Genomic DNA, 19,103 nt, shown 5'->3' with positions numbered 1-19,103 from the left:
AATTGTACTTTTGTAATCTATTCGGTGAAAAATGATAATCCAAAAAACAAGAGAAGAGATAGAATTAATGCGCGAAAGTGCTTTAATTGTATCCAAAACATTAGGAATGATAGCTAGGGAAATAAAGCCTGGAGTAACTACATTGCACCTAGATAAATTAGCAGAAGAGTTTATTCGTGACCATGGCGCAGTTCCAAGTTTTTTGGGATTGTATGGCTTCCCAAATTCACTTTGCATGAGTCCAAACGCACAAGTTGTTCATGGTATTCCAAATGATATTCCACTTGAAAGCGGCGATGTAATTTCGGTTGATTGCGGTGCGTTTAAATACGGATTCCACGGTGATCACGCCTATTCGTTTGAAATTGGCGAAGTAGCACCTGAAACTAAAAAATTATTACAGGTAACTAAAGAATCTTTATATGTTGGTATCCGCGAATTTAAAATCGGGAACCGCGTAGAAGACGTTGGTAATGCCATTCAAAAATATACTGAAGCTCATGGTTATGGCGTTGTGAGAGAACTAGTTGGCCACGGTTTAGGTCAAAAAATGCACGAAGATCCTGAAATGCCAAATTATGGTAAAAAAGGTCGTGGAAAATTATTTGTTGAAGGAATGGTTGTTGCTATTGAACCAATGATCAATATGGGGACAAAAAATATCAAGCAATTAAAAGACGGTTGGACAATATTAACTGCCGATGGAAAACCAAGCGCTCACTTTGAACATGATGTTGCAATTATTGACGGAAAACCAGAATTACTATCAACATTTGCCTATGTTTATGAAGCTTTAGGGATTGTAAGCAATGAAGAAGATGAATTTAGAAGAACCCCATTGGTGATGTAATAAATGAAAAAACTCTTCAAATTAATTCTAAATACCATCCCAAGGCCAATCCTAATTCGATTGAGTTATATTGCACGCCCTATTTTAGCTTTTTTATTAAAAGGAAATACTTTTACCGATCCAATTGATGGAAGAAGTTTTAAAATGTTTCTGCCCTATGGATACGGAAACCAACGCAATAATGTGCTTTCACCAAGTACCCTTTCACTAGAAAGACATCGTTTAATGTGGCTATATCTTAACAATGAAACCGATTTTTTTTCTTCAACTAAAAAGAAAAAAGTCCTGCATTTTGCTCCCGAACAGGCATTCTACAAACTGTTTAGAACCCAAAAAAATATCGATTATACCACAACCGATTTATTTTCCCCTTTGGCAGACGTAAAAGCGGACATTTGCAACTTACCATTTGAAGATAATTCCTACGACATTATTTTGTGCAATCATGTTTTGGAACACATCCCCGATGATACAAAAGCTATGCAAGAGTTATTTCGAGTATTAAAACCGGGCGGAATGGGAATTTTCCAAATACCACAAGATTTATCTCGCGATATAACTTTCTCTGACGATTCAATTACAAATCAAAAAGAACGAGCTGCTATTTTTGGACAATACGACCATGTTAGAATATATGGCCGTGATTACTTTGACAAACTACGAAGCATCGGATTTAAAGTCGTTGAAGAAGACTATACAGCCAAATTAAAACCAGAATTAGTTGAAAAATATTGCCTAGCAAAAGGAGAAATTATTCCGGTATGCTTCAAATAGCGAATATATTAACTTTATTTTCAAAGGTTATTTTCATATATTTACAAATGCAAAAATACTATTATGTTTAAAACCCTTTGGTTATATATAGCACTCCTTCTAATTTCATTTCTCACATTTGCGCAAGTGGAAAAAGAAATAGAACCCCCATTTAACATAAAAACAATCACTTTTGTTCAAAACAATCAAAATTCCATTGCACTATTTGGTTTAAATGAGCCTTTTGAAATTCAATTTGATGATTTGTATGGAAATGAAGCCAATTATTATTATGAAATTGTACACTGCAATTACGATTGGAAACATTCCGATTTATCAAAAAATGAGTACCTACAGGGGTTTGATGGAATACGAATTCAAGAATATACCAATTCATTAAACGCACTTCAATTGTATTCTCATTATAGAATTGGTTTTCCAAATAAAAATACGCAGCTTCTGGTTAGCGGAAATTATATGATTAAAATTTTAAATGAAGATAGAGAGGTGGTGTTTTCAAGAAAATTAATGATTTATGAAAACTTGGTAACAGTGCCAATGCAAATAAAAAGACCGCGGACAATAACTGATGTTAATTACAAACAAAACCTAGATTTTTCAATTAAATCACCCAATCTACTTTTTCAAAGTCCACTGCAAAACGTAAAAGTACTTTTGTTACAAAACGGTAAATTAAACGAAGCAATTACCAATATCAAACCAATGTTCACCATTGGAAACGACCTAATCTATAAGTACGATACAGAAACACAATTTTGGGGTGGTAATGAATTTTTATATTTTGAAAACAAAATAATAATAGCTTCCACCAATTTTATCGCCCGTGTAGATGCAAGTAATGGCGTATACAATACCCATTTATATACAAACGAAGCAAGAACAAATAAAGCCTATACTTACAATCCTGATGCCAATGGAAATTTTGTTCCACTAAATGCAAATGCCTTTAATAATGCCATAGAAGCAGACTATTCATGGGTATTTTTCACACTGTCTGCGCCATCATTTTATGAAAAAAAGAACATTTATATTAATGGAATGTTTAATAATTATGCCCTTTCAGATGAATTTAAAATGGATTACAATCAAGAAAAAGGAGTCTACGAAAAAGCAATAATGATCAAACAAGGATTTACCAATTATCAATATGTAGTTGCAGACGGAAATAAAAAAATTGATTACGAAAATGCCATTGATGGGAATTTTTGGCAAACTGAAAACAACTATTTTGCCATCATTTACTATAGAGAAAACAACCAACGCTACGATAGAATTATTGGAAAAGGGGTTACAAATTCTGAGAATATTACCAATTAATTTTATTTTTAATTTATTGAATAACTCATAAATTTTTTATAATTTTACCTAAAATCAGTTTGTTACTATGGTATCACAAATCACAAGGGGAATTAAAATTTCTGTATCTACCAGTTTTGAGGGCACTTACTTCAAAAACTACAAGATTCAATTTGCCTTCAGTTACCATATAACAATTGAAAATCATAGTAAAGATTCTGTACAATTAATGACCCGCCACTGGGAAATTTTTGACTCACTTCAAGAAACAGAAATCGTTGATGGAGAAGGAATTATTGGAAAAAAACCAGTATTAAAACCAGGAGAATCTCACACTTATAGCTCTGGATGCTTACTAACTTCCCCTTTTGGTGCAATGCAAGGCTATTTTAACATGGTGAATTTTACCTCAACTAGAAATTTCAAAGTCGTAGTTCCAACATTTCGTTTGAGCGCACCATTTGCACTAAATTAAAAGGAAGCTATTTCCAGCAGTCCATTACAACTCCTCATTCTAAATCCTTTTTTCTATTGCTTTTTTAAAAGCTTCCTTTGGTCGCTTTAAAAAAAACATAAAAAAATAGTATTTAGAATTCCGGGGTTTCCATTTCCGTCTGGGCTAGAAATCCGGTATAATTTCTAAATCTAAATTGTAATTTATCAATTTTTCATTTGTACTTTTGTAAAAATTTTATCACCCAAATTAAACAATTAAATTGGGTATTATTAAATAAAAACTATCATGTTAAAAGGATTCTTTAATGTACCAAAAGCGGTAAACGAACCAGTAAAGTCGTATGCACCAAATTCTCCAGAAAAAGCAGCAGTACTTGCAGCCTATAAAGAAATGTGGAACACCCAAATTGACGTTCCACTATATATTGGAAGTGAAGAAATTAAAACTGGAAACACCAGAAAAATGTCGGCGCCACACGATCATAAACACATCGTAGGAACCTATCATTTAGCTGAAAAATCTCATATTGAAAAAGCAATCGCCAACGCATTAGAATCAAAAAAAGCATGGGCAAATATGGCTTGGGAACAACGTGCAGCAATATTTTTAAAAGCAGCTGAATTAATCGCAGGTCCATACCGAGCAAAAATTAACGCTGCAACCATGATTGCACAATCAAAAAATATTTTCCAAGCTGAAATCGATGCTTCATGTGAATTAATCGACTTCCTTCGTTATAATGTGGAGTTTATGACTCAAATTTATAACGACCAACCCAACTCCGATTCTGCAGTTTGGAACAGAGTTGAATACCGCCCATTAGAAGGTTTTGTTTATGCAATTACTCCTTTTAATTTCACTGCAATTGCTGCAAATTTACCAGCAAGTGCAGCTATGATGGGAAATGTTGTAATTTGGAAGCCAAGTGATAGCCAAGTATTTTCTGCAAAAATTATCATCGATGTTTTCAAAGAAGCTGGTGTTCCGGACGGCGTTATCAACGTTGTTTTTGGGGATGCTGAAATGATTACCAATACTGTTTTAGCAAGTCGTGATTTTGCCGGAGTGCATTTCACTGGATCAACTCACGTGTTCAAAGATATTTGGGCAAAAATTGGAACAAATATTCACCACTATAAAACTTATCCAAGAATTGTAGGAGAAACTGGTGGAAAAGATTTTATTGTGGCGCATCCAAGTGCCAATGTAAAACAAGTTGTAACGGGAATAGCTCGTGGTGCATTTGAATTTCAAGGTCAAAAATGTTCAGCAGCTTCAAGAGCCTATATTCCTAAAAGTTTATGGCCTGCAGTAAAACAACAATTAATTAACGACGTAAAATCCATGAAAATGGGATCTCCAGAAGATTTTGGAAATTTCATAACAGCTGTAATTCACGAAGGTTCATTTAATAAATTAGTAAGTTACATCGAACAAGCGAAAAAAGATACCGATGCTGAAATAATCTTTGGTGGAAATTATGATAAGTCTGTTGGTTATTTCATTGAACCTACTATTATTGTTACTACCAACCCAAAATACACCACTATGGAAACCGAATTGTTCGGACCAGTAGTAACTATTTATGTTTATGAAGATGCCGATTGGGAAACTACTTTAGAATTAGTGGATCAAACTTCAGATTATGCATTAACAGGTGCGATTTTTAGTAAAGACCGTTATGCAATTGAACAGGCAACTATCGCTTTACAAAATGCTGCAGGAAATTTTTATGTGAATGATAAACCAACAGGTGCAGTTGTAGGAATGCAACCTTTTGGTGGTGCAAGAGCTTCAGGAACAAATGATAAAGCGGGTTCAGCATTAAACTTATTGCGTTGGGCGTCACCTAGAACAATAAAAGAAACGTTTGTTACCCCTGAAGATTACAGATATCCGTTTTTAGGAGAATGAAGTAATTTTAGATTTATGAAATTAGATTTATGAATAAAAAAACCACAAGTAAAGATTCAATACTTGTGGTTTTTTTATGTTTTATATTTCAAAGGCAAGTGAACTACTTTCTTAGTTTCAAAAAATTCGTCTTCAAAAAAATTGGAAATATTGTATTCTTTTGCGTTTGGAAACGTAGCCAATTCTTCTGTTAAATCACCACCTTTTAAATATAAAACACCATTTTTTAGTTCGTGTTTTTGTTGTTTCTTGATTTTATCTTTTATCCAAGAAACAAAATCGGGCATATTGGTTACTGCACGACTAACAATGAAATCAAAATCTCCTTTTACATTTTCGGCCCGTATTTGTTCTGCCTTTACATTTTTTAAATCCAACGATTCAGCAACTGCTTTTACCACATTTATCTTTTTTAGAATAACATCAATAAGGTAAAAACGAGTTTCGGGAAATAGAATTGCCAAAGGAATTCCAGGAAAACCTCCACCGGTTCCAACATCTAAAACATAAGTTCCAGGTTCAAATTTTTGAATTTTGGCAATAGCCAATGAGTGCAAAACATGTTTCACATACAATTGATCGATGTCTTTTCGAGAAATAACATTAATTTTTGAATTCCAATCGTAATATAACGCTTCCAACTGTTGAAATTGACTTATCTGAACTTCAGTTAATTCAGGAAAGTACTTTTGAATAAATTCCATTTATTTTTTTAACAAAAGTACTATTTTAAGTTAAAATATTAACTTCAAATTGGTTGAATAAATTTATATAATAATTATCTTTGTTGAATATCAAATATATTATGAACAATACTGTCCCTACATTTGCAAAACAAGATGGAATGAAGTTTTTTAGAACATTGAATTCTAAAGTAAACAATTATTTCAAGGAAAATAATATTGAAAAAACGGGAAACTGGAAATTGTACCTTAAAACAATTATACTTTTCTCAATTTTTATTACTCCCTATATTTTAATTATAACATTAACAAATATGCCTTTCTGGTTGTTTACCTTACTTTCAATTGTTATTGGTATTGGAATGGCAGGAATAGGAATGAATGTAATGCACGATGGAAATCATGGTTCTTATTCTAATAAAAGCTGGGTTAATAAATTTATGGGTGGGACAATTTATGTTTTAGCCGGAAACGTTTACAACTGGCAAGTTCAACACAACGTTTTGCACCATACTTACACAAATATTCCAGGACATGATGAAGATTTAGATGCTGGCAGAATTATCAGATTTACTAAAGAAGCTAAATGGTCCTACTTTCATAAATTTCAACATTATTACTCCGTTTTTTTATATGGATTACTGACTTTTAACTGGGCTTTAACTACTGATTTCAAACAAATGAGTCAGTATTTAAAAAGAAAATTGTCTTACGGAGAACCTAAAAGTCCAAAAATTTTATGGACCACATTGGTAATTACAAAAATAATCTACTTTTCTATTTGGATTGTAATCCCAATGATTATTGGAGTTTCTTGGTGGAAAGTGCTTTTTGGATTTTTTGTAATGCACTACACTGCAGGTTTAATTTTGAGTATTGTATTCCAATTAGCACACGTAATTGAAGAAACTGCGAATCCATTACCAAACGATGATGGTGAAATGGAGAACACATGGGCAATACACCAACTATTTACTACGGCAAATTTTGCTCCAAAAAACTTTATTGTAAATTGGTATACAGGAGGATTAAATCATCAAATTGAACACCATTTATTCCCAAATATTTGTCATGTTCATTATACTAAAATTTCAAAATTTGTGAAAGAAGCAGCCCAAGAAGCTAATCTTCCATATTATGAATACAAATCAATGAGATCAGCAGTAATTGCCCATTTCAAACATCTGAAAGACTTAGGAATGAAACCAGAATTATCAGCATAAAATTAAACACAACAATAAATAACTACAACAAACAACAAGAATGAATGCACTTTCAGATAGGATAAATAATTTATCGACGTCACAAACATTGGCTATGGCCGCTTTAGCCAGAGAATTAAAAGTACAAGGAAAAGATATTATTAGTTTAAGTTTAGGTGAACCCGACTTCAACACTCCCGATTTCATTAAGGAGGCCGCAAAAAAAGCAATAGACGAGAATTTTAGCACCTATTCCCCAGTAGAAGGTTACCTAGAATTGAAAGAAGCAATTTGCAGAAAATTCAAAAGAGACAACAATTTGGATTACAAACCATCGCAAATTGTAGTTTCAACTGGAGCAAAACAATCTTTATACAACATAGCACAAGTAATGTTAAACGATGGAGACGAGGTTATTTTACCAGCTCCATATTGGGTTAGCTACTTTGAAATAATAAAATTATCAGGCGGAGTTCCTGTTGAAGTTCCTACAACTATAGAAAGTGATTTCAAAATTACACCTTCACAATTAGAAGCTGCAATTACTCCAAAAACTAAAATGATGTGGTTCAGTTCTCCATGTAATCCTAGTGGATCGGTTTACAGCAGAGAAGAACTTACAGCTTTGGCAAAAGTTTTAGAAAAATACCCAAACATCTATGTAGTTGCCGATGAAATTTACGAGCACATTAATTTCTCAGGGACTTTTTGTAGTATTGGATCTATCCCAGGAATGCTTGAAAAAACAGTAACTGTAAATGGTGTTGCAAAAGCATTTGCAATGACAGGTTGGAGAATTGGATATATTGGAGCACCCGAATTTATAGCAAAAGCTTGTACAAAAATTCAAGGACAAGTAACCAGCGGAGCAAATAGTATTGCACAAAGAGCAACAATTACGGCTGTTGATGCAGATCCATCTGTTTTAAAACACATGGTTAATGCATTTCATAGTAGGCGAGATTTAGTCGTGGGACTTTTAAAAGATATCCCAGGAATTAAAATCAATGTTCCAGAAGGGGCATTTTATGTATTTCCAGACGTTTCACACTTCTTTGGAAAAACTTTAAACGGAACATTTATAAAAGATGCGAATGATTTTTCAATGTATCTTTTATCAGAAGCAAATGTGGCAACCGTAACAGGAGATGCTTTTGGAAATCCAAATTGTATTCGTTTTTCATATGCTACTAGCGAGGATTTATTGATTGAAGCGCTAAGAAGAATCAAACAAGCGTTGGCATAAATAAAGCGATTAACATTGTAATTTTATGAAAATACTCCTTCTAGGTTCTGGTGAATTAGGCAAAGAATTTACAATTGCTGCTCAAAGAATTGGGCAAATTGTAATAGCAGTTGATAATTATGAAAATGCTCCAGCGATGCAAGTTGCCCATGGATTTGAAGTAATCAACATGCTTGACGGAAAAGAATTAGATAGAATTGTTCACAAACACCAACCCGACTTTATTGTTCCAGAAATTGAAGCAATCAGAACTGAACGTTTTTATGATTATGAAAGCCAAGGAATAAAAGTAGTTCCTTCGGCAAAAGCAGCTAATTTCACGATGAACCGAAAAGCTATTCGTGATTTGGCTTCAAAGGAATTAGGTTTGAAAACTGCCAAATATAAATACGCAACAACTTCTGAAGAACTTAAAAAAGCAGTTTTGGAAGTCGGAATTCCTTGTGTTGTAAAACCATTAATGTCATCTTCAGGAAAAGGGCAATCTACAATAAAAACAGAATCGGATATTGAAAAAGCATGGAATTATGCCGTTGAAGGTTCGCGTGGAGATGTTGTAGAAGTGATTGTAGAAGCATTTGTGAAATTCAATTCAGAAATCACTTTATTGACAGTAGTTCAAAATAATAATCCAACCCTTTTTTGTGCACCAATTGGACATCGTCAAGAACGAGGGGATTATCAAGAGAGTTGGCAGCCTGCAAGAATTTCAGAATCCGACTTAAATGAAGCGCAAAATATGGCTCGAAAAGTTACTGAAGCTTTAGGTGGCGCAGGTCTTTTTGGAGTAGAATTTTTTCTTACAGATGAAGGGGTTTACTTTTCAGAATTGTCACCAAGACCTCACGATACAGGAATGGTAACCCTTGCAGGTACTCAGAATTTTAATGAATTTGAATTGCATTTACGTGCAATATTAAGTTTGCCTATATTTGAAATAAAATTGGAAAAAGCAGGTGCAAGTGCCGTTATTCTTGCTTCAGAAAATAGCATAAATCCAATCTATGAGGGGATAGAAAAAATTGCTTCATTACCAAAAACCGACTTTAGAATATTTGGAAAACCCACTTCAAGACCTTATCGAAGAATGGGTGTTTCACTAGTAAGTGATGATTTGAAAACTCCAATTGAAGAAATTATTGAGTTGGCAAAAGAGGCAGCAAAAATGATAAAAGTGAAATCTTAAATTGATAAATAATTATGAAAGCATTTATATTTCCGGGTCAGGGAGCCCAGTTTACAGGAATGGGAAAAGAGTTGTATGAGAATTCAGAATTAGCTAAGGATTTATTTGAAAAGGCAAATGAAATTTTAGGTTTCCGAATTACAGACATCATGTTTGAAGGAACTGCAGATGAATTAAAAGAAACCAAAGTTACCCAACCGGCAGTATTTTTGCATTCGGTAATTTTAGCAAAAACATTATCAGATTTCAAACCTGAAATGGTTGCAGGACATTCATTGGGAGAATTTTCTGCATTGGTTGCAAATGGCACTTTATCATTTGAAGACGGTTTAAAATTAGTTTCAAAAAGAGCTTTAGCAATGCAAAAAGCATGTGAAGTAAAACCTTCAACAATGGCTGCGGTATTGGGATTAGAAGATTCAGTTGTCGAAGAAGTTTGCGCTTCAATTGACGGAGTTGTTGTAGCGGCAAACTATAACTGCCCTGGTCAATTAGTAATATCAGGAGAATTTTCAGCAGTGGAAAAGGCCTGTGAAGCAATGAAAGAAGCTGGGGCAAAAAGAGCATTGTTATTACCTGTAGGTGGTGGTTTTCACTCGCCAATGATGGAACCAGCTCGCGAAGAATTAGCTGCTGCAATTGAAATGACTACTTTTTCAACTCCAATTTGTCCAGTTTATCAAAATGTAACTGCCAATGCGGTTTCAGACCCTGATGAAATTAAGAAAAACCTAATTATACAATTAACGGCCCCTGTAAAATGGACACAATCTGTTCAACAAATGGTTAAAGATGGTGCAACTTTATTTACAGAAGTTGGACCTGGAAAAGTACTAGTTGGACTTGTAGGAAAAATTGATCGTGATGCGGTTACTGCAAACGCTTAGTATAGATTTAGATAAAAAAAAGTCCTGAGGTTTCTCAGGACTTTTTTTTTATGACTTTACTAATTTGTCTTTTTTCTTTAGAGTTACATTGGTTTTCTTAGCTAAATCTTTAGATTGTAAATCACTTAATACATTCAAAGCTTCATCGATATAAATGTCTTTCGACAAACTCTCATGCCATCTTTGTCTTTTCTCTTTTAAAGCGGAATCTGTTTTCATCAATTCATTTTCATATGGAAGAGAATTAAATGTCAATTGGTTTTGATAATCTAAAACTGCTTTGTATTTTTTTGAAGTTTCTTCAAGTAATTTTTGCTCTGCTTTGAACTTATCAATTTGTAAATTATAAACGTTATCCTCACTTCTTTCATTGATCCATTTAGCATTTTCGTCGATCAATTTAAATTGATTATTTTCAGCCAATCGTTTTTTACTATTTTCAATTGCAGCAGAAATATTATTTGTTTTATTCCAAACATTGTAATCGGCAGCATCAATTTTATCCCATGGCATAGCATTATCAATATCACGTTCTCCCATTTTAATGTATGAGTACTTATCTGGCATAACAACATCACTGCTAACACCTTCTAATTGCGTAGATCCGCCATTGATTCTATAGAATTTTTGAGTAGTTGTTTTTAAAGCTCCCAAATCTCCTAATTTTGAATTTCTAATAAATTGATTTAAATCAATAATATTTTGTACTGTTCCTTTACCGTAAGATTGTTTACTTCCAATGATTACACCTCTTTTATAATCTTGAATTGCTGCAGCTAAAATTTCAGATGCTGATGCAGAAAAGTTATTTATCATAATAACTAAAGGTCCATCCCATTGAACTTTTTTATCTCTATCATAAAGAACTTCTTTTTGACCTGAAGCCGATTTTATTTGAACAATTGGACCTTGTTCAATAAACAATCCAGCAATATCCACAACCGTTTTTAAAGACCCTCCGCCGTCATCTCGAACATCCAATACAATTCCGTTTACGCCTTCTTTTTTAAGCCTTTCCACTTCAATTGCCATATCTTTTCCGGCGTCTCTATTGTCAGGATTTTCAAAATCGATGTAAAATTTAGGCAAATAAATTACACCATATTTCAACCCATTTTTTTCTACAACACTAGATTTTAGATAGGTTTCTTCAATTTCTATTTCGTCACGAATAAGAGTAATTACTTTAATAGTACCGTCTGTTTTCTTAACAGTTAAGCGAACTTCAGTTCCTTTTGGTCCTTTAATTTTTTTAACGACATCATCAATTTTCATCCCTACAACATCAACAGGATCTTTATCGCCTTGACCAACTTTTAGAAAAATATCACCTACTTCTAATTCTTTTCCTCTCCACGCAGGACCACCTGAAATTAACTCCGTAATTTCTGTAAAATCATTTTTCTTTTGAAGACGAGCTCCTATTCCGAAGAATTTCCCAGACATACTAACATCAAAACGTTCTTTGTCTTCCGCAGCAAAATAGGAAGTATGTGGATCAAATCGTTCTGCAATAGTATTTACAAAAATCGAAAACCATTCTTCTCTTTTCATGTCATCAATTAAACTAAAAAATTCGTTCATTGATTTTAATGAACTTTCTCGAGTTTCTTTCTCAATTTGTTCAAATGTTTTTGGAGTTTTATCTATCGGCTTTTCCGCTTTCTTCGCGCTTAAAGAATCCTTTTTCTCATTAACTACTCCATTTTTTATGTCTTCTTCCAATTTCAATCGGTCTGTTAATGAAGACAATACAGATAATTTAAGTTGCTTCCTCCATTTCTCTTTTAGTTCAGAAACTGAATTTGCGAAAGGTAATTTTTCAAAATCGGAATTAAATTCTTCTTCTACTTTAAAGTCAAATGGTTGGCCTAAAATTGATTTATAGTAGGATTTACTTTCCTCAATACGTTGTTTCAAACGGGTATGAGTCAAATCAAAAAAAGTTAAATCTTTATTTTTTATTTGATCATCTAAGTCAGTTTCATACTCAGAAAATTCATCAATATCTGATTGCAAAAAGAATCTTTTTGTAGGGTCAAGTGTTTTAATGTATTCTTTAAATAAACTTTTAGAAAAATTATCATCAATATCAGCTGGACTATAGTGCCCTTTTTCAATAACAAATGTTAATAATTCCAATAATAATTTGTCTTTTTCAGGATCTCCTTTTTGCTTTGGAATAAAACTCCATAGCGATAAAGAAGCTACTAATACCAGTGCTAATATCTTATAATTCCTTTTCATAAAATTCAAAAATGTATTCATTAATTTTTTTTAACTAAGATATACAAAAATAAGATACTCAAAATATCTAATTCTCTAATTTTTTGTTAAAGATTCAAAAGCATTAATGTCAGATTAAAATTAACTATTTTTACATCGAAAATAGTAGCTCAATTAGGTATTAAATGAAAAAAATAGATTTATTTTACGGATTATTAATTGGACTAATAACTTCATTTATTGGAAGTTACTTATTTATTATTTCCTTTACTCCTTATTCGTTTATTGGTGGTTTGCAGATCTTGAAATTTGAGGGCGAATTAGGAAAAATAATCACATTAGGAACCATTTTAAATATTGGAGTGTTTTTTGGGTTATTAAAAAAGAGAAAAGAAACAATGGCAAAAGGAATTATTTTAGCCATAATTGTATTAACAATTGTCACATTATTTTTATAGATTTAACCTATGAAATACTATATTATTGCAGGAGAAGCTTCAGGGGATTTACACGGTTCAAATTTGATGAAGTCATTATACAATGAAGATCCAACCGCAGAAATTCGTTTTTGGGGTGGTGACTTAATGCAATCTGTGGGTGGAACTTTAGTAAAACATTATCGTGATTTATCGTTCATGGGATTTCTAGAAGTAGTATTGAATTTAAAAACAATTTTAAACAATATTAAAATCTGTAAAATAGATATATTAGAATTCCAACCAGATGTTTTAGTTTTCATAGATTATCCGGGTTTCAATATGAGAATTGCTAAATGGGCGAAAAACTTAGGAATGAAAACGCACTATTATATTTCACCTCAAATTTGGGCTTGGAAAGAAAATAGAATAAAAGACATTAAACGCGACATTGATAAAATGTACGTGATTTTACCATTCGAAAAAGACTTTTATGAAAATAAACATCAGTATAAAGTTGAATTTGTTGGGCATCCATTAATTGATGCTATCCAAAATCGACCAGCTATAAATGAAATTGAATTCAGAAAAGAAAATAATTTAAGTGACAAGCCAATTATAGCTATTTTACCAGGAAGTAGAAAGCAGGAAATCACTAAAATGTTAAGTGTAATGCTAAGTGTTGTTGCTGATTTTCCAGAATATCAGTTTGTAATAGCTGGTGCACCAAGTCAAGAATATTCTTTATACTCTACTTTTTTAATATCTAATAATTGCCATTTTATTTCAAATAAAACCTACGATTTATTAAGTGTTTCTTATGCAGCATTGGTAACATCCGGCACTGCAACCTTGGAAACTGCCCTTTTTAAAGTTCCTGAAGTTGTGTGTTATAAAGGGAGTTGGCTTTCGTACCAAATTGCAAGAAGGATCGTAACTTTAAAATATATTTCTCTTGTGAATTTAATTATGGACAAAGAAGTTGTTACTGAATTAATTCAAGAAAATTGCAGTTCTAAAAACATCAAAATCGAACTTCAAAAACTATTTGATTCAAAATACCGCATTGAAGTTTTAGAAAATTATAACACCCTAGAAAAGAAATTAGGCGGTAGCGGAGCAAGTCATAAAACGGCAAAACTCATTGTAAATAATCTCCAATAATTTGATTAGAATTAATTGCATAAATTTGCAAAAAAAATAACTTTGAGAAATCTTATTTCACTTTTCATTTTATTCTTAGTATTTACGAGCTGTAAAACAACTTCAGTAATAGTTACGTCTAAATCAGAAGCAGAAAAACAAGGTTTGTACAAGAAGCCTGAGGTTGCTGTTATTTCTAAACCAGAAAAGAAAAAAAAGAAGGTAATTGAAAAAACTGAGCCAATAATAACAGAAATCTCTCCAATAAAAGACATAAAAAGCAGGTTGAGCACCGATGAAAATTCAGACGATTTAATTATAAATACTTCCGATTCGAGTTATTTAGTTGAGCAACTAATAAACGCTGCATCAGAAAATTTAGGCGCTCGATATAGAAGCGGCGGGTCAAATCCTGAAGGCTTTGATTGCTCCGGATTAATGTTTTATACCTTCAGCAAATTTGATCTTATTTTACCACGTTCTTCCAACCAAATGTCAAAATTGGGCTCTGTTTTAAATCCTAATGAAATTAGAAAAGGGGATTTAATTTTCTTTAAAACCAATGGCAGAAAGATTATTAATCACGTAGGAATGGTTGTGGAAGTTTTGGAAGATGAGATTAAATTTATCCATTCTGCAACTTCAAAAGGGGTAATTATATCTTCCACCAAAGAACCTTATTATAAAAGAACATTTGCTCAAGTAAATAGAATCTATTCTTCGTTTTAGTAAGATTAAATTGACTACATTAGGAAAATGAAAATACTTCAATTTCCTTTAATGAAAATCACAATCTGGTTTGTATTGGGAATTGTATTTTCAAGCTATTTCAATCCAAATCCTTCTACCACTTTTACATTTATTGGAATATTTTTTGTTGTTTTTATAATCACTTTATATTTATCAAAGAAGGATTTTATCCAAAAGATATATTTCGGAATAGCCACCTATCTCTTGTTTTTTCAAATTGGTTGCTTTAATCATGTAATTCATAATGAAATTTATAACGAAAATAATTATGTTCATTTAATAAAAAATGAAACTGATTATCATTCTGTTGAATTGGTTTTAAGGGAAAAATTAAAAGGAAACTCAAAAGTTGATAAATACATTGGATTAGTAAAAAAAGTAGATAATAAAAGTTGTTCCGGAAGAATATTAGTTCAAATTCATGATGCTAATGGAGATTCTAGGATTCAAATAGGCAGTAACTTTCAGATTTATGGCAAGTGCATTTTAAATAAAAAATCACTGAATCCAAACCAATTTGATTATGGTAGCTATTTAAATAATAAATCCATTTTTGGCCAAATTTATACCAACGCTTATTCGATTAAAATTAGCGATAAAATTGACAAAAATATTTGGTATTACTCCGATCGAATTAGAAATAATATAATTACCAACCTCCAAAAAAATAATTTCTCAAAAGACGAATTACAAGTTGTTAACGCACTTATTTTAGGACAGCAACAAAATATTTCAAAAGAAATTTTGAAAGATTATCAATACGCTGGAGCAATTCATATATTATCAGTTTCTGGATTACATGTCGGATTTATTTTGCTTTTCATAACATTTTTATTAAAACCCTTACCAAAAAATAAAACAGGAAATACAATTCGGTTATTTACAATCATCATTAGCCTTTGGGGATTTGCAATATTAGCGGGACTTTCGCCCTCAGTTGTTCGATCCGTAACAATGTTCACATTTGTTGCTGTGGGAATGTATTTGAAAAGAAACACTAATATTTTTCATACTTTATTGGTTTCCATGTTTCTAATTTTGTTTTTTCAACCTTCCTTTTTATTTGATGTTGGATTTCAATTAAGTTATCTTTCCTTATTTTTTATTCTTTGGCTACAGCCTTTAATTTCTAATTTATGGATGCCAAAAAACAAAATCGCAACTTACTTTTGGGATATTTTAACGGTTTCATTTGCAGCACAAATTGGAGCTTTCCCATTAAGTATTTACTACTTTCATCAATTTCCAGGTTTGTTTTTTATTACCAATCTAATTATTATTCCTTTTTTAATTCTAATTATGGGATTGGGAGTTCTAGTAATGGTAATGACGACTTTTGATTTTGTTCCAATGTTGACTATGAAATCATTGGAATTTTGCATTTATTATTTGAATAAAATTATCAATTTGGTGGCGTCATTTGAGCAATTTATTATTAAGGATATTCCAATAAATTGGCAGTCCTTATTTTGTTTGTACCTTTTAATAATTGCTTTTGTGATTTTATTTAAAAAACCGACTTATCCAAAAATTGTATTTGCTTTTATAAGTGTGTTACTTTTTCAATCAACTTTATTAATAACGCGTTGGGAAATTCAAAACCAAAAGGAATTTATTGTTTTTAATAGTTGGAAAAACACTTTAATTACTGAAAGAAATGGTGATAAAGTGACTGTTTATGGAAATGAAAGAACTATTGATAAACTCGCATCAAACACGGTATTAAAGTCATACTTAATTGCAAATAACAGCTCAATAACAGGGATAAATAAAATGCAAAATTTATATTATTTCAATGATAAAAAGATAATGGTAATTGATAGTTTTGGTATTTATTCAAAAGAAATAAATCCCGATATTATCATTTTAAGGCAGTCTCCAAAAATAAATTTAGAGCGATTAATTCAAGTAAACCATCCGAAATTGATTGTTGCTGATGCGTCCAATTATAAAATTACTATCCAGCTTTGGAAATCCATTTGCATGAAAAAGAAAATCCCTTTCCATGCTACTGCTGAAAAGGGATTTTATAAAGTAAAATAATATATTACTTTTTCAAAATACCATTGGCATTATCAACCCAAACTTTTGGTCCTCCGGCCAAATAGCCTGTACTTCCTAGTTTATCTATATTGATTTTTCCTTCATTTAATGTTGCATTTACAAACCAAACAGTTGGATATCCTTGAACGGCAAAAAACTGCTGCAATTGATTATTTTGTTCGGTTATTTCTGGAGCTAAAGCGGTTCTTCTTGGAAAATCAAGCTCTACTAGAACTACATTTTCATTAGCCCATTTAACAAATTCCGGTGTTCTGAAAACTTCATTTTGAAGCTTAATACACCAGCCACACCAATCACTTCCTGTGAAGAAAAGCATTAAAGGTTTTTTCGTTTTCTTAGAAACTTCAACAGAATTTCTAAGGTTATTACTCCAAACTAATTCTTGAGCTTCTATTGCGTAAGAACCAAGAATAAATAATAGCGCTATAAGTGTTTTTTTCATTTTAATGAATATTAAATTTAGAATCTTTAATTATCGCCGAAATATCGGAAATTTATTTGACTTCTTGCATTAATTTTTTTATAAAAGGTGAAATTACAATTAAAATTACTCCTGCTATTAATGCGTAAATCGCTAGTTGTTGATAACCAACTGCATATATATTTAATTTATCTATGTTTGATGCGCTTTCGGAAGCATTAGCAATATTGGCACCTAAAATACCTGCAAAATATTGACCATAGGCACTCGCTAAAAACCACATTCCCATAATTACAGCTTGAGTTTTTTGTGGTGAAAGTTTTGTCATCGCTGACATCCCAATTGGTGATAAACACAATTCTCCAAAAGTGATTACAAACCATCCAAAAGTAAATAACCCAAGAGAGGTTCTTCCATCAGCTCCAGCTAAGAATTTAGTATAATAAAACACCCAAAAACCGCCAGCTAAGAATAAAAATGCCAAACCAAATTTGATTACGGTATTTGGTTCGATTTTTCTTTTACTCATCCAAAGCCATGCTAATCCGACTAATGCTGCAAAACCGATAACAAAAAAGGAATTTGCAGAATTATTTACTCCGTTTGGACTTAAGGTGAAACCAGCAATTGTATTATTTAAATTATTGGCAGCAAACAAACTAAGCGAACCGCCACTTTGTTCAAAGAAAGCCCAAAACACAATTGAAAACAACATAAAAATGATAGCTGCAAATAACTTCTTATTTTCTGAAAAGCTGAAATTTCTCATTTCAATAAATAAGTAAATTAATGAAGCGGGGCCTATAAAAATCATAAACCATTTTGTGTATTCGGTGTTTTCAACCATCAAAATTATAATTGGAAGAATCAATAATGAGCCAATAAAAGTAGCTAATTCGAATGTCTTTCTTTTTGATGTTTCAATATGCCCAAGTGGAGATAATCCTATTGGACCCAAACTTTTTTGTGTTTGCGTAAAAGTTAATAAACTGATTATCATTACAAGAGCAGCAAACCCAAAACCTACATTCCATCGTAAGTTTTCTGGAACTAAATTTTGCCATAAAGACCCTTCAGCAACTGCTATACAAATGTAACCTCCAATTAGAGCACCAAGATTTACTCCCATATAAAAGAATGAAAAACCAGCATCAGTTCTATTATCACCCTCTTTGTATAATTGACCAACCATTGAAGAAATATTTGGTTTGAAAAAACCTGTTCCTACAATTGTAAAACCTATTCCAACAAAAAAGAATTTTACAGGATCTATGGCTAAAATTATACTTCCAATTATCATTAATATCCCACCCCAAAAAAGAGATTTTCGCAATCCAAGAATTTTATCAGCAAATAGACCACCGATAAATGTAAATGCATAAACCCATGCTTGAGTTGCGCCATATTGTAAATTTGCCACTTCCTCATTCATCCCTAAATGTCCAACCATAAATATGACCAACATTCCTCTCATTCCATAGAAACAAAATCGTTCCCACATTTCACTAAAAAATAAATACCAAAGTTGTTTTGGATATTTCCCTTTAAAGTTCTGAATTTGTTCTAATGTAATCTCTTTTTCCATAGT

The 19,103-nt window shown here is 32.0% G+C and carries 17 protein-coding genes; 13 read left to right on the top strand and 4 right to left on the bottom strand.

What is annotated here, in order from left to right:
- Positions 1-31 precede the first annotated feature (31 nt).
- The 5 genes from map to pruA all read left to right on the top strand — a co-directional run bounded on the left by map (position 32) and on the right by pruA (position 5,291).
- On the top strand, positions 32-850 hold the full coding sequence (map, locus tag AC9UFV_RS00905) for a type I methionyl aminopeptidase (RefSeq protein WP_509571830.1): 819 nt from the start codon (positions 32-34) through the stop codon (positions 848-850).
- 3 nt (positions 851-853) lie between these two features.
- Positions 854-1,624 carry a class I SAM-dependent methyltransferase gene (locus tag AC9UFV_RS00900; RefSeq protein ID WP_509571828.1) on the top strand — a complete coding sequence of 257 codons (771 nt, stop codon included), beginning with the start codon at positions 854-856 and terminating at the stop codon, positions 1,622-1,624.
- A 63-nt stretch (positions 1,625-1,687) separates the two neighbouring features.
- Positions 1,688-2,941: a type IX secretion system plug protein gene (locus AC9UFV_RS00895; RefSeq protein ID WP_509571826.1), complete on the top strand. Its 1,254-nt coding sequence runs from the start codon at positions 1,688-1,690 to the stop codon at positions 2,939-2,941.
- Between the two features lie 67 nt (positions 2,942-3,008).
- Positions 3,009-3,395, top strand: a complete 387-nt coding sequence (apaG, locus tag AC9UFV_RS00890; RefSeq protein WP_509571824.1) for a Co2+/Mg2+ efflux facilitator ApaG/CorD — start codon at positions 3,009-3,011, stop codon at positions 3,393-3,395.
- Between the two features lie 267 nt (positions 3,396-3,662).
- Complete coding sequence (gene pruA, locus AC9UFV_RS00885) at positions 3,663-5,291, top strand: L-glutamate gamma-semialdehyde dehydrogenase (protein WP_509571822.1); 1,629 nt, start codon at positions 3,663-3,665, stop codon at positions 5,289-5,291.
- Between the two features lie 74 nt (positions 5,292-5,365).
- Here pruA and rsmG read toward each other — a convergent pair whose 3' ends face one another.
- The gene (rsmG, locus tag AC9UFV_RS00880; protein WP_509571820.1) at positions 5,366-5,995 is read right to left on the bottom strand and encodes a 16S rRNA (guanine(527)-N(7))-methyltransferase RsmG; all 630 of its coding nucleotides are present in this window, start codon (positions 5,993-5,995) and stop codon (positions 5,366-5,368) included.
- Positions 5,996-6,096: 101 nt separating this feature from the next.
- Between rsmG and AC9UFV_RS00875 the strand changes: the two genes are divergently transcribed.
- The 4 genes from AC9UFV_RS00875 to fabD are packed head-to-tail and all read left to right on the top strand — an operon-like array spanning position 6,097 to position 10,495.
- A complete protein-coding gene (locus AC9UFV_RS00875; RefSeq protein WP_509571818.1) occupies positions 6,097-7,197 on the top strand; it encodes a fatty acid desaturase family protein in 1,101 nt (366 codons plus the stop codon).
- A 40-nt stretch (positions 7,198-7,237) separates the two neighbouring features.
- Entirely contained in the window at positions 7,238-8,422 is a 1,185-nt protein-coding gene (locus AC9UFV_RS00870) for a pyridoxal phosphate-dependent aminotransferase (RefSeq protein ID WP_509571816.1), read from the top strand.
- Between the two features lie 25 nt (positions 8,423-8,447).
- On the top strand, positions 8,448-9,608 hold the full coding sequence (gene purT / locus AC9UFV_RS00865; RefSeq protein ID WP_509571814.1) for a formate-dependent phosphoribosylglycinamide formyltransferase: 1,161 nt from the start codon (positions 8,448-8,450) through the stop codon (positions 9,606-9,608).
- Positions 9,609-9,622: 14 nt separating this feature from the next.
- The gene (gene fabD, locus AC9UFV_RS00860) at positions 9,623-10,495 is read left to right on the top strand and encodes an ACP S-malonyltransferase (RefSeq protein WP_509571812.1); all 873 of its coding nucleotides are present in this window, start codon (positions 9,623-9,625) and stop codon (positions 10,493-10,495) included.
- A 48-nt stretch (positions 10,496-10,543) separates the two neighbouring features.
- On the opposite strand, the gene AC9UFV_RS00855 is transcribed toward fabD, so the two are convergent.
- Positions 10,544-12,763, bottom strand: coding sequence for a carboxy terminal-processing peptidase (locus AC9UFV_RS00855; protein ID WP_509571810.1), 2,220 nt, complete (start codon positions 12,761-12,763; stop codon positions 10,544-10,546).
- 143 nt (positions 12,764-12,906) lie between these two features.
- Between AC9UFV_RS00855 and AC9UFV_RS00850 the strand changes: the two genes are divergently transcribed.
- Genes AC9UFV_RS00850 through AC9UFV_RS00835 form a run of 4 tightly spaced genes read left to right on the top strand, consistent with a single transcriptional unit; the run spans position 12,907 to position 17,073 of the window.
- On the top strand, positions 12,907-13,179 hold the full coding sequence (locus AC9UFV_RS00850; RefSeq protein ID WP_509571808.1) for a hypothetical protein: 273 nt from the start codon (positions 12,907-12,909) through the stop codon (positions 13,177-13,179).
- Positions 13,180-13,188: 9 nt separating this feature from the next.
- Positions 13,189-14,301 (top strand): lipid-A-disaccharide synthase, encoded by a 1,113-nt coding sequence (gene lpxB / locus AC9UFV_RS00845; protein ID WP_509571806.1) that lies wholly within the window; start codon positions 13,189-13,191, stop codon positions 14,299-14,301.
- Between the two features lie 42 nt (positions 14,302-14,343).
- Complete coding sequence (locus tag AC9UFV_RS00840) at positions 14,344-15,009, top strand: C40 family peptidase (protein ID WP_509571803.1); 666 nt, start codon at positions 14,344-14,346, stop codon at positions 15,007-15,009.
- 51 nt (positions 15,010-15,060) lie between these two features.
- Positions 15,061-17,073 (top strand): ComEC/Rec2 family competence protein, encoded by a 2,013-nt coding sequence (locus AC9UFV_RS00835; RefSeq protein ID WP_509571801.1) that lies wholly within the window; start codon positions 15,061-15,063, stop codon positions 17,071-17,073.
- Between the two features lie 4 nt (positions 17,074-17,077).
- Here AC9UFV_RS00835 and AC9UFV_RS00830 read toward each other — a convergent pair whose 3' ends face one another.
- A complete protein-coding gene (locus tag AC9UFV_RS00830; RefSeq protein ID WP_509571799.1) occupies positions 17,078-17,536 on the bottom strand; it encodes a thioredoxin family protein in 459 nt (152 codons plus the stop codon).
- Between the two features lie 52 nt (positions 17,537-17,588).
- Positions 17,589-19,100, bottom strand: a complete 1,512-nt coding sequence (locus AC9UFV_RS00825) for a peptide MFS transporter (protein ID WP_509571797.1) — start codon at positions 19,098-19,100, stop codon at positions 17,589-17,591.
- Positions 19,101-19,103 lie beyond the last annotated feature (3 nt).

It is taken from the genome of Flavobacterium sp. (assembly GCF_044349645.1).
Taxonomy (GTDB): domain Bacteria; phylum Bacteroidota; class Bacteroidia; order Flavobacteriales; family Flavobacteriaceae; genus Flavobacterium.
This window is presented reverse-complemented; position numbering and strand designations above follow the sequence as displayed.

Excerpts from the sequence above, each read along its gene's own strand:
- map (WP_509571830.1), top strand. The coding sequence starts at position 32 with ATGATAATCCAAAAAACAAGAGAAGAGATAGAATTAATGCGCGAAAGT.
- AC9UFV_RS00900 (WP_509571828.1), top strand. The coding sequence starts at position 854 with ATGAAAAAACTCTTCAAATTAATTCTAAATACCATCCCAAGGCCAATC.
- AC9UFV_RS00895 (WP_509571826.1), top strand. The coding sequence starts at position 1,688 with ATGTTTAAAACCCTTTGGTTATATATAGCACTCCTTCTAATTTCATTT.
- apaG (WP_509571824.1), top strand. The coding sequence starts at position 3,009 with ATGGTATCACAAATCACAAGGGGAATTAAAATTTCTGTATCTACCAGT.
- pruA (WP_509571822.1), top strand. The coding sequence starts at position 3,663 with ATGTTAAAAGGATTCTTTAATGTACCAAAAGCGGTAAACGAACCAGTA.
- rsmG (WP_509571820.1), bottom strand. The coding sequence starts at position 5,995 with ATGGAATTTATTCAAAAGTACTTTCCTGAATTAACTGAAGTTCAGATA.
- AC9UFV_RS00875 (WP_509571818.1), top strand. The coding sequence starts at position 6,097 with ATGAACAATACTGTCCCTACATTTGCAAAACAAGATGGAATGAAGTTT.
- AC9UFV_RS00870 (WP_509571816.1), top strand. The coding sequence starts at position 7,238 with ATGAATGCACTTTCAGATAGGATAAATAATTTATCGACGTCACAAACA.
- purT (WP_509571814.1), top strand. The coding sequence starts at position 8,448 with ATGAAAATACTCCTTCTAGGTTCTGGTGAATTAGGCAAAGAATTTACA.
- fabD (WP_509571812.1), top strand. The coding sequence starts at position 9,623 with ATGAAAGCATTTATATTTCCGGGTCAGGGAGCCCAGTTTACAGGAATG.
- AC9UFV_RS00855 (WP_509571810.1), bottom strand. The coding sequence starts at position 12,763 with ATGAATACATTTTTGAATTTTATGAAAAGGAATTATAAGATATTAGCA.
- AC9UFV_RS00850 (WP_509571808.1), top strand. The coding sequence starts at position 12,907 with ATGAAAAAAATAGATTTATTTTACGGATTATTAATTGGACTAATAACT.
- lpxB (WP_509571806.1), top strand. The coding sequence starts at position 13,189 with ATGAAATACTATATTATTGCAGGAGAAGCTTCAGGGGATTTACACGGT.
- AC9UFV_RS00835 (WP_509571801.1), top strand. The coding sequence starts at position 15,061 with ATGAAAATCACAATCTGGTTTGTATTGGGAATTGTATTTTCAAGCTAT.
- AC9UFV_RS00830 (WP_509571799.1), bottom strand. The coding sequence starts at position 17,536 with ATGAAAAAAACACTTATAGCGCTATTATTTATTCTTGGTTCTTACGCA.
- AC9UFV_RS00825 (WP_509571797.1), bottom strand. The coding sequence starts at position 19,100 with ATGGAAAAAGAGATTACATTAGAACAAATTCAGAACTTTAAAGGGAAA.